This window comes from uncultured Kordia sp. (assembly GCF_947496985.1).
Classification (GTDB): Bacteria; Bacteroidota; Bacteroidia; order Flavobacteriales; family Flavobacteriaceae; genus Kordia.
Genome location: NZ_CANMEZ010000002.1, coordinates 546,775 through 560,699, shown reverse-complemented (window position 1 = coordinate 560,699; position 13,925 = coordinate 546,775). Strand labels below are relative to the sequence as shown.

13 protein-coding genes are annotated in these 13,925 nt (G+C 31.3%); 2 read left to right on the top strand and 11 right to left on the bottom strand.

Annotated elements, in window-relative coordinates; all coding sequences use genetic code 11:
• Positions 1-2: 2 nt before the first annotated feature.
• From Q0828_RS07395 to Q0828_RS07365, 7 genes are read right to left on the bottom strand one after another with little or no spacing between them, the layout of a single operon-like run.
• A complete protein-coding gene (locus Q0828_RS07395) occupies positions 3-971 on the bottom strand; it encodes an SGNH/GDSL hydrolase family protein (RefSeq protein WP_298419148.1) in 969 nt (322 codons plus the stop codon).
• Positions 968-2,035, bottom strand: a complete 1,068-nt coding sequence (locus Q0828_RS07390; RefSeq protein ID WP_298419146.1) for a hypothetical protein — start codon at positions 2,033-2,035, stop codon at positions 968-970. The genes Q0828_RS07395 and Q0828_RS07390 overlap by 4 nt, the downstream gene beginning before the upstream one ends.
• The gene (locus Q0828_RS07385; RefSeq protein WP_298419143.1) at positions 2,032-3,159 is read right to left on the bottom strand and encodes a hypothetical protein; all 1,128 of its coding nucleotides are present in this window, start codon (positions 3,157-3,159) and stop codon (positions 2,032-2,034) included. Before Q0828_RS07385 ends, Q0828_RS07390 begins: the two co-directional genes overlap by 4 nt.
• Positions 3,160-3,175: 16 nt before the next feature.
• Positions 3,176-4,222, bottom strand: coding sequence for a glycosyltransferase (locus Q0828_RS07380; RefSeq protein ID WP_298419140.1), 1,047 nt, complete (start codon positions 4,220-4,222; stop codon positions 3,176-3,178).
• 49 nt (positions 4,223-4,271) lie between these two features.
• On the bottom strand, positions 4,272-5,201 hold the full coding sequence (locus Q0828_RS07375) for a GNAT family N-acetyltransferase (RefSeq protein WP_298419137.1): 930 nt from the start codon (positions 5,199-5,201) through the stop codon (positions 4,272-4,274).
• A 4-nt stretch (positions 5,202-5,205) separates the two neighbouring features.
• A complete protein-coding gene (locus tag Q0828_RS07370; protein ID WP_298419133.1) occupies positions 5,206-6,192 on the bottom strand; it encodes a polysaccharide deacetylase family protein in 987 nt (328 codons plus the stop codon).
• A gap of 4 nt (positions 6,193-6,196) precedes the next feature.
• Positions 6,197-7,630 carry a glycosyltransferase family 39 protein gene (locus Q0828_RS07365; protein ID WP_298419130.1) on the bottom strand — a complete coding sequence of 478 codons (1,434 nt, stop codon included), beginning with the start codon at positions 7,628-7,630 and terminating at the stop codon, positions 6,197-6,199.
• 132 nt (positions 7,631-7,762) lie between these two features.
• On the opposite strand from Q0828_RS07365, the gene Q0828_RS07360 reads away from it, so the two are divergent.
• Positions 7,763-8,722: a class I SAM-dependent methyltransferase gene (locus Q0828_RS07360; RefSeq protein WP_298419127.1), complete on the top strand. Its 960-nt coding sequence runs from the start codon at positions 7,763-7,765 to the stop codon at positions 8,720-8,722.
• Complete coding sequence (locus Q0828_RS07355; protein WP_298419124.1) at positions 8,722-9,462, top strand: glycosyltransferase family 2 protein; 741 nt, start codon at positions 8,722-8,724, stop codon at positions 9,460-9,462. The genes Q0828_RS07360 and Q0828_RS07355 overlap by 1 nt, the downstream gene beginning before the upstream one ends.
• Positions 9,463-9,464: 2 nt before the next feature.
• On the opposite strand, the gene Q0828_RS07350 is transcribed toward Q0828_RS07355, so the two are convergent.
• The 4 genes from Q0828_RS07350 to Q0828_RS07335 form a co-directional block, all read right to left on the bottom strand.
• Positions 9,465-10,508, bottom strand: a complete 1,044-nt coding sequence (locus Q0828_RS07350) for an SGNH/GDSL hydrolase family protein (RefSeq protein ID WP_298419121.1) — start codon at positions 10,506-10,508, stop codon at positions 9,465-9,467.
• An 83-nt stretch (positions 10,509-10,591) separates the two neighbouring features.
• Entirely contained in the window at positions 10,592-11,701 is a 1,110-nt protein-coding gene (locus tag Q0828_RS07345) for an SGNH/GDSL hydrolase family protein (protein WP_298419120.1), read from the bottom strand.
• Positions 11,702-11,705: 4 nt separating this feature from the next.
• Positions 11,706-12,455 carry a class I SAM-dependent methyltransferase gene (locus Q0828_RS07340; protein ID WP_298419117.1) on the bottom strand — a complete coding sequence of 250 codons (750 nt, stop codon included), beginning with the start codon at positions 12,453-12,455 and terminating at the stop codon, positions 11,706-11,708.
• The gene (locus tag Q0828_RS07335) at positions 12,455-13,840 is read right to left on the bottom strand and encodes a radical SAM protein (RefSeq protein WP_298419114.1); all 1,386 of its coding nucleotides are present in this window, start codon (positions 13,838-13,840) and stop codon (positions 12,455-12,457) included. Before Q0828_RS07335 ends, Q0828_RS07340 begins: the two co-directional genes overlap by 1 nt.
• Positions 13,841-13,925 lie beyond the last annotated feature (85 nt).

Genomic DNA, 13,925 nt, shown 5'->3' with positions numbered 1-13,925 from the left:
TCTTACTCTTCAAACAATAATGATTCATTTTTAGAAATATACGTTTGTAGTTTTTTGGCAAAAATAGCATTGGCATCACCATTTGGATGTGGATCAAGTTCATTTAGAATATAATCAAACAGATTGGCATCTTTAAAATCTTCGGAAACATCTAAAAAGAATAAGTCCTTTTGCTTTGCTAGCGTTTGTATTTGTTCAATTCTTACTGGGTCGTACACTAAATCGATGTAAAAAATAATTCCTTTTGAGTTTTGTTGTACTAAAACTTTTTGTAATTCTGAGAACTGATTTGCAACAAATGTTAATTGACGTTCACTATATGTTGTGGGTTCATAGGTATTTGGAGCTAGTTTTATTTTTAATAATTTCTTTAAATACGAATCCCAAAAAACGTTGTGTTTTGGTTTTATGACAAAATCATTCATGTCAAAATCTACACCATTTTCCTTATGGTCATTGGAAGCACAAAATGCAACAATAACCAAATCAGGATGATGCGCAAGTGCATTTCGTTTTAAAATTGTTAAATAATCATCCAATCCATAACCTGATATACCAAAGTTGAAAAACTCATAGGTTTTATGAGGCACATTCAAAAGTTCTTCAGTTTTCTGTACAAATAATTCATTTTCTGAGACGCCAGTTCCCATGGTAAACGAATCACCTAAAACAGCGACTTTTTTCATGTTTTTAGAAGGTTTGTGATCTTTGTCACGAAAACCTTCAGCATTCGTTTTAAAATCGACAAGCTTATATTTGGTGTCTAAATTTGGTGTTAATTCATAACGTAAACCTTCTGTTTCTGAATATTTACTCACTCCAGAATTATTAAAAATACCGAAAGAATTTGTTTTCGAATACGAAAAAGCAGCGCCACCAAAAAAATAGACACGTGCTATCAATTCGCCAATTAAAAAACTAAATAGCAAACCAATCGAAATAGCAATTACTTTGAGTTTTAATTCTTTCATTGGAGCCTATTATTTTGTAGTTCTACTTGATTAAAAAGATATTCACCTATAATACGGTGTCCTTCCGGATTAATGTGTAAATCTTCGGTCCAAAATACGATGCCTTCAGCGTCTTTTAATGGAGCCAATAAATTATAATGTGTAATACCTTCGGAAGAGAGCCAAGAAGCAAACTCATTGGTGAGTTGTTGATTAGTCAACATGTCTTCATCGGTTAAATCGAATAATTCTTGAAGATACTTTTTAAAATCTGGCCGTGCTTCAATTTTAGACGGTTGCAATGTTACAACTAATTGAATATTGTTTTGTGTGCATAATTGTTTGATATCCCGTATGTATTTCTTAGCAAGTTCAAGTGCTGCTTTTTTGTCATTAGGAAACGACTTAAAATGTAAAATTTGCTCAAGCCCTTGTGTATATGAAATTGATTTTTGTTCAGTAGAATAGAATCTTCTAGATATACGTGAATAAATATTTTTAAATACATTGGGAATACTAGTTCGGTCGTCTTCATAAATAGAGGCTTCTCTAAAATCATTTCCAGTAAAAACATTAATAAGAAAAGTATCAGGTTGCAAATAAGTGTATTTTTTTAGAAAACCAGCGTAGTTACGAAAAGTATAGAAACCATTTCCTCCATTGATACAATTGTAATTGATATCACAATCAGCTTCATTTAGCAAAGCTTCCCAACGATTTATAAACGACATATGATTATATTTTAGGACACCATCTGTATGTGAATCTCCAGTAATTAATACACGATATTCTGTTGTTTTTTTTGCAATGATATCTTCATTTTCTCGAAATCCTAAATTATTCGTTCGTCTTTCCGTGGTAATTTTACTAATATTTGTTCCCCAACGATCAAAAATATGTATGTTTGGTTTATGAATAAACATGGCGAGTGAGTCCTTTTGAAAATATGCTGCTTTTCTTGGAGTAGTCATGTCAAAAAAAGTATTTATTTGATGCTTGCCTACAAAGTATGCAATAATTGCTACCACAAATAATAAGGCTAGTAAAACTCCTAAATTTATAAATACTAATCGAATATATTTCACGCTAAAGGTTTCTTGTTTTTGAATTTTAACTTAAATAAAAGTAAAATGATCCATTGTGTAATACAAACACTCACCAATACACCAAAAACTCCGTAAGTTTTGATTAGGAATACAATACTCATAAAGTTGATCCCAAACCCGATGAGGTTTAAATAAATAATTTTTTGTTCATTGTTATTCTTCATTAGTTCCATGATATTCATGCTGTAAAAAAAGGACGGAATTGCAATGAAAACTCCTAAGATATAGTAGCTTAAAGGAAGGTTTAAGCTGACAAATAGTTCCATAATAATCCAAATACCAAAACCGCCAAGAATGCATAACGGAATAGCTGCAATATTGAGTTTCTTTTGAATGTTTTTAAGCAAATCTGGAGACGATCTATACATGTGTTTTTGAAATGGTAGTACAATATAGCCGGAAACAGATTGCAACATAAGGAATGCAGTGATTAGTAATTGATATTCTGATAATTGCGCTTTTGGAAGATAAAAATCAACAATGTAAATATCTATTTTAGAGAAAATCCAGCCGCTAAAACCAATAGCAAAAAACCAAAACCCATCTTTAAATTCACTCAACGAAAGTTGAAATGAAAATGATTCTTTCCATAATTGTAGCGAAATTAAAACAACAGTAATTTTAGTCGTAAAACTTATACAATACAAGAGCAAAAAAGTGGATAAGTCGAAATTTTCTACCCAAAACAGTCCTGCAAATACAATTGTAAAAGCAATCAATTCTCCTAAAAATTGTGGGCCAAACTTTTGATGATACACTACCAAGCTGTCTAAAGCAGTGTATGTGTGCATCAATACAACTAAAAGGATACATTTTATAGCAATTTCGTAAGGAAAGAAAAAGAATAATAATAATGCAACGGGTAATAAAAGGCTTCTAGAGAAAAAATTAGAATAGAAACTATGTGCAATTTTTGAAGGTTCTCTACTGTATTTTCGAACTAAATGACTTCGGTTTCCCCATCCTAAACTAAAAGCAATGAAAAATATCCAAAGCATTGCATTAATAACAATTCCCCAACTGTCTTTTCCAAAATTCTTAATTCCAAAAACGGCAATTAAGAACCCGAAAACTGGCGCAGAAAACCCACGAATTGTATTCATAATGGAAATTTTGAGCTTATCCATTGTATAATTTTAAATAGTCCGTTAGTGATTCTTTTTCAGAGGATACCAATACGCGTTTTTTTGAAGCGTCTTTCGTTAGAAAATGATTGCATGCTGCCACCATTTCTTCTTTCGTATTAGCGATAGCCCATTCAGAAGTGTTTTGGGTAAAACCTACATTTTTTGACACAATTACCATTCCAGAATATAAAGCTTCAATGTACACGTATCCAAAAGACTCGTAACTGCTTGTGTGCAATAATATATTAGCTGTAGCCATATGTTCAAGGACTTTTTCTCGGTGCATTTCTCCAGAGAATGTAATGTGTTTATCGAGCTCTTTTTGTTCAATCAACGAGTTGAGTTGGCTTAAATTTGGTCCACCACCAATAAAATTTACAGTTAACTTCGGATGTTTTTTTACTAGTTCGGAAACAACATCAATACAAAGCGGATAGTTTTTCAAATCAATTAAAGAACCAACTGCTAAAACATCAATGGTATTTTTTTGCATTTCAGGATATTCTGTCGTGTCTACATACCATGGAATTATTTCAGATGATAACTGATAATTTTGTTGCAATGTATTGCGATGATTCTCAGAAAGTGTAACCAACTTTGTATTCGTGTCAAGCAAATATTTTACATGTAAATTACCAGCCAATGCGTCTTGTCCCATAACTGTCACTACATGATTGATGACATGTTTTTTTGCAAATCGTTGTCCAATACTTGAACATTCACCAATCCAAAAACTATGAATAGTTGTGATGGCTTGCTGTTTGTGTAATTTTTTAAGATGACGCAACGCTTTATTCCAAACAAATAATTTTTTCAAGCGTTTGGTCTGCCCATTTAAAGGAATTACATCAATTCCGTGCCAATCATACTGTTTCTTAGTAAATGGATATTGAAAAGATATTGCCGTCATTTTGCAATGAGGTACTGCTTTTCGAATAGTTTTTAGGAATACTTGTAACGCAGGAATTGAAACCGAATCAGCTTCCGATTCGGGAAACATAGGTGTTAAAAAGACTATATGTTGTTCCTGTGTACTCAATGTTTATAGTGTAATTTTTATGAAAATTAAAATCAATTTTGAATCGAATTTAAAAAGTATCTAAATCTCCTAATGTTAATTTTAAATGTTCTAAAGGAAAATCGGAATTAAAGTTTTTAAACCCTACAACCCAAGAATCTAATGGAGTTTGATAACGTTGCATCAGGTTGTAAATAAGTGTATTTGGAGAAGCTTGAATATTGATTTCTCCAATACCGTTATTTTGAGCAATCTTTTTTAATTTTTCAAAAGCAATATGAAATTTCTCTTCAGAAGGCGTTTCAATATCACCAATCATCAACCCATTTTTTATTTTTATCCAAAATAGTACATCGTCAAGTTCTATTGTGAAATTCCCAGTAAATGATTTATAGGCATAATATGCTTCATCTCTCACTGTAGACACAACTTCGTTATTTGTATATACACTGCCTTTAATTATTTTCTGAGTTTTATATTTTTTGAATACGTTTAAAATATGTGAATCATATATACGATGCGTTAGCGCACTTTTTTTAGCAATTTTTTCTATTGGAAGTGTTCCTGTTTTTATATTAAATCGCTGCATTCGTTCTTTATAAATCCAATCTAATTTATTCAGATAGCCATATTCTGAATTCTGATTAGGAAATCCCCAAACAAAGCTAATATTTGCTTTCTTCAACTGTTCATCTGTGTGTTTTCCAAGCTTTGTAAACAATCCTTTGCCAGTATAATCTGGTAAGGTCATGGCGTCACCATATTGTGCGGCAAGTATTTTAGTCTCCTTATACTTCATCAACACAGGAATGGCTCCATGAAATGCAATAGGCAATGTTCCATCATAGGCAAGATGCCCAAAGTGACTCATTTCCAAATAGGAAGTATCAAATTTGGTTTTCACCATTTCTAAGGTCATTTTGTTTCCGAAAACACGCTTGTAAAGAAACGTGAGATCTTTTATGTTTTCAGAAGAAAGCGGAACAATTGTATATGCCATATTTTTAATAATAAGAATTTTGCAACAAACAAACCAATTGTAAGTCCATAGAAATATACGGATTCATGACAAAACGATTTTGCAATGCTTCCTGTTTTTTGTCACTAATTGTATTATAATCTACTAATAAAACCTTCTTATAGCCAATTTCCAGACAATAATCAGCCAATTCTTTTGTGTAAAATCCAAAAGGAAAAGCGAATTCGTCAATAGATTGCTTACAAATAGTTTCTAATGACTGTTTGCTGTTCAAAATTTCAGCTTTTGCACGTTCTATAGGAATATCTATCAAACTAGCATGTGTTTCACCATGAGCGCCAATAGTAAATAATGGGTCATCAGCAATTTCTTTAATTTGTTTGGGTTTCATCAATTTCCAATATTCGGCAAGCGATTCTGGTTTTAGATTAAGCCAGTCTTGTTGTAAGCTTTTATATAATAGTTCTAATACTTCATACGGAAGCGCTTTGGCTATATTTTTTAACGAAACGCCATTCCATACAAATTCATTCCTGGAGCTTCTTTGATACACATTTCGTTCAAAAACCAATTCTTTTTTAGGGCTGTGAAATTCAACTAAATCTATAAAATCTGGAAACAGATATGAAGTTTTTTCATGAATTGTAGTAATATAAAAACATGCAGGAACGTTGTGCTTTTTTAAAATAGGGACAACGTATTCATAGTTGTTCAAATAGCCATCATCAAATGTTAATGCGATATTTAAAGTATTAGGTTTAAATTTTTTTTGATAAAAATCATCTAATGGAATTACATTGTAATGTTCCGTGATATATTGAATAAATGTTTCAAAATATTCCTTTGAGAAAAAACGACTGTTATAACGTGTTTCACCAACACTGTCAACACCATGAAACACCAAAATACGTTCTCCGTAACGGTTGCGAAGCATCCATTTTTTGAAACCTGATCTAAGCATAAACTTTCGGTAAGAAAGTAGTAAACGCGATTTTATTCGAATCCAAAGCATAGAACTATTTTTTAGATATAATTTGATATAAATTCCATCCACCTTCAAACGATTCTAAAACTTCTAATTGAAATGATGTGTTAATATGATTCCAGTTTTTCATAGGATTTTTATCATTCCATTGCGCTGCTAATTTTGTAGGATTGAAAAATATTAAATCATTTTCTTTATAATCATCGTGCACTTCGTAATATAAACTCCGAAAATCAAAATTTAATCCACGACCTTTTAAAGCTGGTGTGTATTCAAAACTATACAACTTTTTTCCTTGATAAGGTTGTAGTGAAATCGCAATTTCTTTTTCGAAAAATGTACGTTTAAAAACTGTATTAAATCCATAGCCGCTGAGTGCTAATTGGAATAGGATACATAAAATTGCTATGCTAATTGTATGTTTTTTAATTAATTTAAATTGTGTGATTTCATAAAAAGGAAGAAAAAAGAATAATAAAACTAATGGAAATATAAGTGTAAGTACACGAATATTTTGAAATGGAATCCCTGCTAAAAATAAAAGATAACAAGCAATACTGATTGTAATTATTTTTTGAGAAAATGTAAAGAGTACATTGTATCTTTTTAGTATAAAATACAGTGCGAATACTCCAAAAAACAAGAAGCCAGGATGTACGAGAATAGAAAATACAAATAGTATGTTTGGTAATAAATATGTTGAGGTTCCGTCAACAGAAGTATGACTGGTTTTAAAGTAATTTTCAATAGACCAGGCATTTAAAAAATAATTAGAAGTGCCTCCAACCAAATTGTCCCATTGTAAAATAATAAAAGGAATACAGATAATTAGACTCCATATACTTCCAACAATAATAGCTTTCCAATTTCGCTGTTTTATAACAAAATACAATGAAAAAATAATCATAGGAAATGTAATAACTAGAGTTGCATACCTAACCATTAATGCACAGGTAGCAAAGATGAAAACATAGCTGATTGATGTTTTCTTTATATATGATTTTATAAATTGATATGTCGTTAATACAATGCACATTGCTGCAAACATATCAGACATTACTAACAAGCCTGCGCGAAGAAAATAAGGTGAAAGTAATCCGAATGTAAAAACGTAATAAAAATTAGTAGTGGTTTTTTTAGGGTATAAAATTTCTAATGTTTTATACAAATATACACAGGAGATTCCTATGGATATAGCTGATAAAAAGTGGAGTCCAAATACAACATTTCCAAAAATGAAACCAAGAATACTTCCAATGAAAGGATATAATACAGGCCAATAAAAAGCATTAGGATGTTCTCCTGTAGTAAAGTAATTTTGAATGGCTTTTGTATACCGTAAATACTCATAAGAATCTTGCCCGTATAAACCATCAAAACCTAGTAGTTGTAGTGCAAAAAATAACAAAAATGGCACACCTAAAAAGATGTAAAATTTATACGTTATGAGTTGTTGAATTTTCAATGTTCTTTTTATTTTGTGTATCTAAATATAGTTGTTACTTTAGCTTGCTTATTTGCTGTATTTAAGTGGTTCAAAGCTATAAAAATACACGTTATTTCAATTAAAAAAGTGAAAAAAGATAAATAGAATTTTGTGACGCAATGTATATTTTGTAACGAAGACGAACAAAAAGTGTTTTTTAAGATAAAAACGCATTCATTTCCGTACGCACTTCAGAAGTGTACACACTGTCATGCGTATACATTAGCTCCAACACCAACAACGGAGCAATTAGATAAAGCGTACAATACAGGATATTATGGAGAAGGCGAAGCTAAGTTCAATCCGATTATAGAATTTGGCGTAAATCTATTTAGAAGTATGAGAGCTTCACGCGCTGTAAAAGGTATTCCTGAAAGTGGAAAACTGCTTGATATTGGTTGTGGAAGTGGTGCTTTTTTAAATTTCTTACATAAAAAATACAATCTTCAACTTTCAGGTTTAGAAATTGAAGGAGATGCAGCCTTGCGTGCGGCAGATCAAAATAAAGGATTTACATTGTACACTGGTTTTTTACAAACGACTGATTTTAGCAAAGAAACTTTTGATGTTATAACTATATATCATGTGTTTGAACATTTGTTGACACCAAATGAAGATTTAGGCAAAATTCAGCAAATTTTAAAACCCAATGGGCGTTTGGTCATTTCAATGCCAAATATTGATAGTTGGCAAGCGAAGTTTTTCAAAGATGATTGGTTTCACTTAGATGTGCCACGTCATTTAATTTTCTTTAAACCAAAAGATTTTAAGAGAATGATGCAAGCCAAAGGTTTTGAAATTGAAACAGAACGATATATTTCTTGGGAACAAAATCCGTACGGATATATTCAGTCTAGCTTAAATGTTCTCTCTAAGAAGCATAATTTTTTATATGAGTTTTTAAAAACGAATGAAAAAAGTGCGTTTGGTAAACGTAATTTATTTCAAATAGGGTTGCATGTTTTATTTGCTGGAATTACCTTGCCATTGTTTTTATTAGTAGATCTTTTCGAAAGTCTATTTAAAAAATCTGCTACTGTCGAATATACCTTTAGATATCAACCAAAATAATGATCAATACTAAAAGAGTCATAGTTGTTTTACCTGCATATAATGCTTCAAAAACATTAGAACAAACCTATCAAGAAATTCCTTTTGATATTGTAGACGAGGTTGTGCTGGTTGATGATAATAGTACTGATGAAACCTTGAAAGTTGCCAAAGAAATCGGTATTAAACATGTTTTAAAACACGATCAAAACAAAGGATATGGTGCCAATCAGAAAAGTTGTTATGCAAAAGCATTAGAGTTAGAAGCTGATGTTGTGGTGATGTTACATCCTGACTATCAGTATACTCCAAAGTTGATTCATTCCATGTCGTATTTAATTGCAAATGAGGTATATCCTGTGGTATTAGGTTCTCGAATTTTAGGAAAAGGAGCGTTGCGTGGAGGAATGCCAATGTATAAATACATTTCAAATCGCTTTTTAACTTTATTTCAAAATATATTAATTGGTCAAAAACTATCTGAATATCATACAGGATTTCGTGCATTTTCGAGAGAAGTTTTGGAAGCACTTTCGTTAGAGCATAATTCTGACGATTTCATATTTGATAATCAAATGTTATGTCAAATTTTCAATAAAGGATTTGAAATAGGAGAAATTACTTGTCCAACAACGTATACTAATGAAAGTTCTTCTATTAACTTTAAGCGTAGTGTAACGTACGGTTTGGGTGTGCTAAAAGTTTCAATTCAATACTTTCTACACAAGAAGAAATTAAAATCTTCAAGATTATTTAAATAATACTATTGACGAATTATTTTTAGAACTGGTTTTTCTAATGAAGTACTTACATTTTTAGCTCCTTTTATGTTAAAATGCATGCCGTCATAAAAGTTTAGAGTAGATTTTTCTAAAGTATTTGCCAAATCTACTACGGGAATACTATGTGCTTGAGCAACATCTAAAAGCTTTTTATTGTACAAATCCATACAGCGTTTTAATACAGAATGGTGAAAATAAACTTCTCCATTTTTTCCATGTTCGCCTTTTGAGCCTAGCCAAAGTAGCGATTTTTCTTTATTATGCATTTGTTCTTTCCACAAAGTTGGCTGTGTGGCAAAAACGATTTTGATATTTTGTTCTTCAGCAAGTGTTATAAGTTGTGTAATATTCTGTTCATACCTAAGCAAAGCATTTTTTAAATCAGGTACTTCTAAAATAGTAGTTTTTGCTTTGAATCGATGTTGCCTGGCTTCATGGACACTTTTTCCATCTACCTGTATTGTTTCTATTTTTTTAGGGAAATAGAAAGTGTTAGTTCTTAAAATATATTCGGTTAATTTTAAATTTCGAGGAAATGTTGCGTTTGCAGTATTTGAATAGTAAGAATATGTTGAACGTAATGTCTGCGCTTCTGTCAATGGTATATAATTTGGTGTATATTTTAATTCGCGAAGCATATCATTAACACCTATTAGCACAATGATCAAATCAACTCTAGGAAATGTTGGTACTTGTGTTTGCATTTGCACAACATGATGTTGTGTATTGAATCCACTTTTTCCTAAATTTCCAATCCATACTTTTTTTGAAAGTTCAGTAGTTAACTTTTTTTCAAGAAGTACTGGCCATGATTCTTCATCGTTTAATAAAAAACATTCTGTTGTGCTTCCTCCAATGGTTAGTATATGTAAATTAGCTTCTTTATCATAGTTTTTTCCAATAAAACCATCTTCATTTATATGTTTTTTTACTACCGAGTTGATACCTGTAAAATAAGTTGTATCAACTATTAATTCAAAAGTTGTATTTGGTCTTTTAAGCGCGAATGGAGAAGAAATAAACATACGTAGACAGACTTCTACGAGTAGTAATGTTATCAGAACACTCAGAACAATCGTCAACAACTTTTTAAAAAAAGGAGGCATGCTTACTTGGTAAAATTATTTGTTATTAAAAATGTATACACTATATCAGAGACTAATTTGGCTCCGGATTCATTAAAATGTAAATCATCGTAAAAAACCGTTGTATTTTTTGGAAGTTTAGTAGCTAAATCAATACATGAAACATTATTTTTTTTACATATATTTTGTAAGCGCTTATTAAATAAGTTCATTCCTTTGCTAAGTGCTTCAGTACTGTAAAAACTTTCGTTATTTTGAAAACCGCTTAATAATAATAATTTCTCAAGTTCAGGAGCTAAACCAGATTGCCATAAGGTCGCTTGCGTCATAAAAACCACTTCAATATTTCGTTGTTTTGCCATGTCAATAATTTGTTGGATGTTTTTTTCAAAGTGATTTAATCCAACGGTTAATGATGGTAATGTGTTTACTAATGTGGCGTTTTGTCTTGCCTCTTTGATTTCTATAGCTTTGTCTGTTAAGGAACCTTTATAAAAAAAGAATGAAAGTTTTTGTTTGGCACTTTTTAGTAGTTTATATAAGGTAAGTCGTTTGTGAAATGGATAATCGTGATTAGGTAAATGTTTAAAAGCAGCTTTCTTGGTTTCAAGTTTAGGTTGATTTGTATACTTTTCAGCAGAAATAAGATAGCCTAAAAAGTCATTTCCTCCTTGCATAATCAATACCGTTTTGACATCTTCTAATTCTGTTTTTTTAAGTAGATGTTCAAACTGTAATACATTGTGATTGCTGCTGTTTCCGGGTCTTCCAAAATTTCCAATCCAATATAAATCTCCTAGTTTTTTTTCTAATAAATTTGACCAGGTTTTCTCCTGTGTCAATGCAAAACAGGCAGTTGTACTTCCACCTAGCGCGACAATTTTATGTTTTTTTTCTGCGTAATTTGAAGTAGAGCGTGCGCCTAAAGCATCAAAAGAAATAGTTGATTTTCCTGAAATACCATCCAAGTCATTTGGTTTTATTTCCCATACAAAACCTGAATTGGGCGTAGCTGTAAAATATCCATTAGGGAATATAGAAAAAAAAGAAAGCACAATTTCTGCAATAACCAAAAAAACGAATGTTGATATTCCAAAGCCGATTATTTTTTTAAAAAATTGTTTTCGTTTCATGTGTTTACTTTTTTGTGAATCGATACCAAGAAAAAGGAGAATCTTTTTTACCTAAAATCTTATGAATAATATTCCATCTGTATTTGTATAAAAGATCAAACTCGGCAATCAATTTTTCGTCATGATGGAAATAATTTTCAGCCATTTCCGGAACACCAATCTCTGTATAATATTCTTTTGTCCGTTCTTTTGCGTCTGCAACTGAAGCTGTTTTGTAAAATGGACTGTCTATAATATGGATTTCTCCATTAGGCTTTAAAAATGTTTGTAAAAGAGTGATAAATCCTTTAAAATCTTCAAAATATTGAATCGCACCATTTAAGGTGATAATATCAAATTGTGCTTCAAGCTTTGTAGAAACTTTAAAAATATCTGCATATACAAAATAAAGATTCTTCGTTTTAAAAATACGTGCTGCTTGTTCCAGTTCTTCACGATTTATATCTAATCCAATTATTTGAATAGTTTCTGAAATTTTTGCAATTTTATTCGAAAACCAACCATTTCCACAGCCAATATCTAAAATTTTTAATGATTTATTTTTGTCTGAAATGTATTGAATGAAGCGTTCTGTAGATTTTTCACGAAACTCCCATTCGTAACGTTTTATATATGGAAGTTGTCGAACTTCGTAATCTGATAAAATTCGATCTTCTTTTTCGCGTACGGCGAGGTAATACCTAGAAAAATCAGGGTTTTCAGGCGTCAGATAGTAAACATTTTGCTGTTGAGTTGTACGACTAAAATCTATCATTATTTGTGTAAAAGCATTCCTGTTCGTGCTAAAACTGATTTTGTTTTAAGCTTTAACGATGTGATGAAGTTACGATTTTTTCCTTTTAACAATTCTTTGTTATAATTGACTTCATTTACAATACGACGTACTGCGTAGTCATAAAATTTTCTCGAATATGTTCGTGTAAAATCTATTTCACGATCAGTAGATGTATCCCAATCTGGCTTGACCGTAATTTTGTCTTCAATTTCAGTATATAAAGAAGTTCCTTTGATTGGATACGCTACTGTAATGGTAAAATGTGTTGGATCTGCAGCTTTCAAATAATCAATTGTTTCTTTGATATCTTGCTCATCTTCGCCAGGATAACCTACCATAATAAACGTGCCAGTTTCCATACCCAGTGCGTTTGTTTTTTGAATAGCTTCTTTTACCACATTTACATCCACACGACGATCCATGGCATCAATTATTTTTTGTGAACCACTTTCGGCACCAATCCAAATTCGGAAACAACCAGCTTCTTTCAATAATTGTAAAATTTGATCGTTTAAGCGTTCTGCACGCGTAATACATTCAAACGGAATAATGGCATCTTGCTTGATAACTTCTTCATGAAATTTTTCAATCCATTTATGACTTACACTAAAAACATCGTCCACAAACCAAATTCCATCTGGATTATAGGTTTCTTTCAGCATTTTTAATTCGGCTGCAACCATGTCTGGTGGACGCCTTCTATAACTTTGTCCATAAACTGCCGTACTACACCATTTACATGTATACGGACAGCCACGTTGTGTACTAACCGTCATAGAACTTTGCCCGTGATGTGTTTTCCAAGTGTCTAAATATTTTTCTACAGGAATGGCAGCTCTGTTTGGTAATGGCAATTCTTTCAAGCTTTTCATGCGCATTCGTGGTGGTGTTTTTTTAACTTCACCATTTTTTAAATATGCAATCCCGTGAATTTCATTAAAGTCTTTATCATGAATAATTGCTTGATAAAGTTCTAGCGTTGTTTGTTCGCCTTCTCCAATCACTAAAAAATCAACACCTGTATTTAGGTAATTTTCTAAGTTATATGTAATATCAGGTCCACCTAAAATAATTTTAGGGAAGCCATATTTGTCATCAGTATTTAGAATTTTAACCAATTCAATTACATTAATTTTTGTCATTAAATTGGTGTAAATAGCAATTGCTTTAGGTTGTTTTTCTTCTATAAATCGAAGTTGATCTACTTTGGAATAAAACGTAGAATCATACACATGATTTTCAACTTTGTTTTCGTTTAAATATGAAGAAATATATAACAATCCCAACGGCGCATACGGGCGCATGATGCTTTGTTCTTTTTCATCTTCAAATAAAAAATAAGTATGTGTAAGAATGATGCTCATGTATTCTTGTTGCTAGTTTCTGGTTATTTCAGCTTTTAGCTGATGTAAATATAAAGATGTTTTAGGTACTTATAAAGTTAAAATG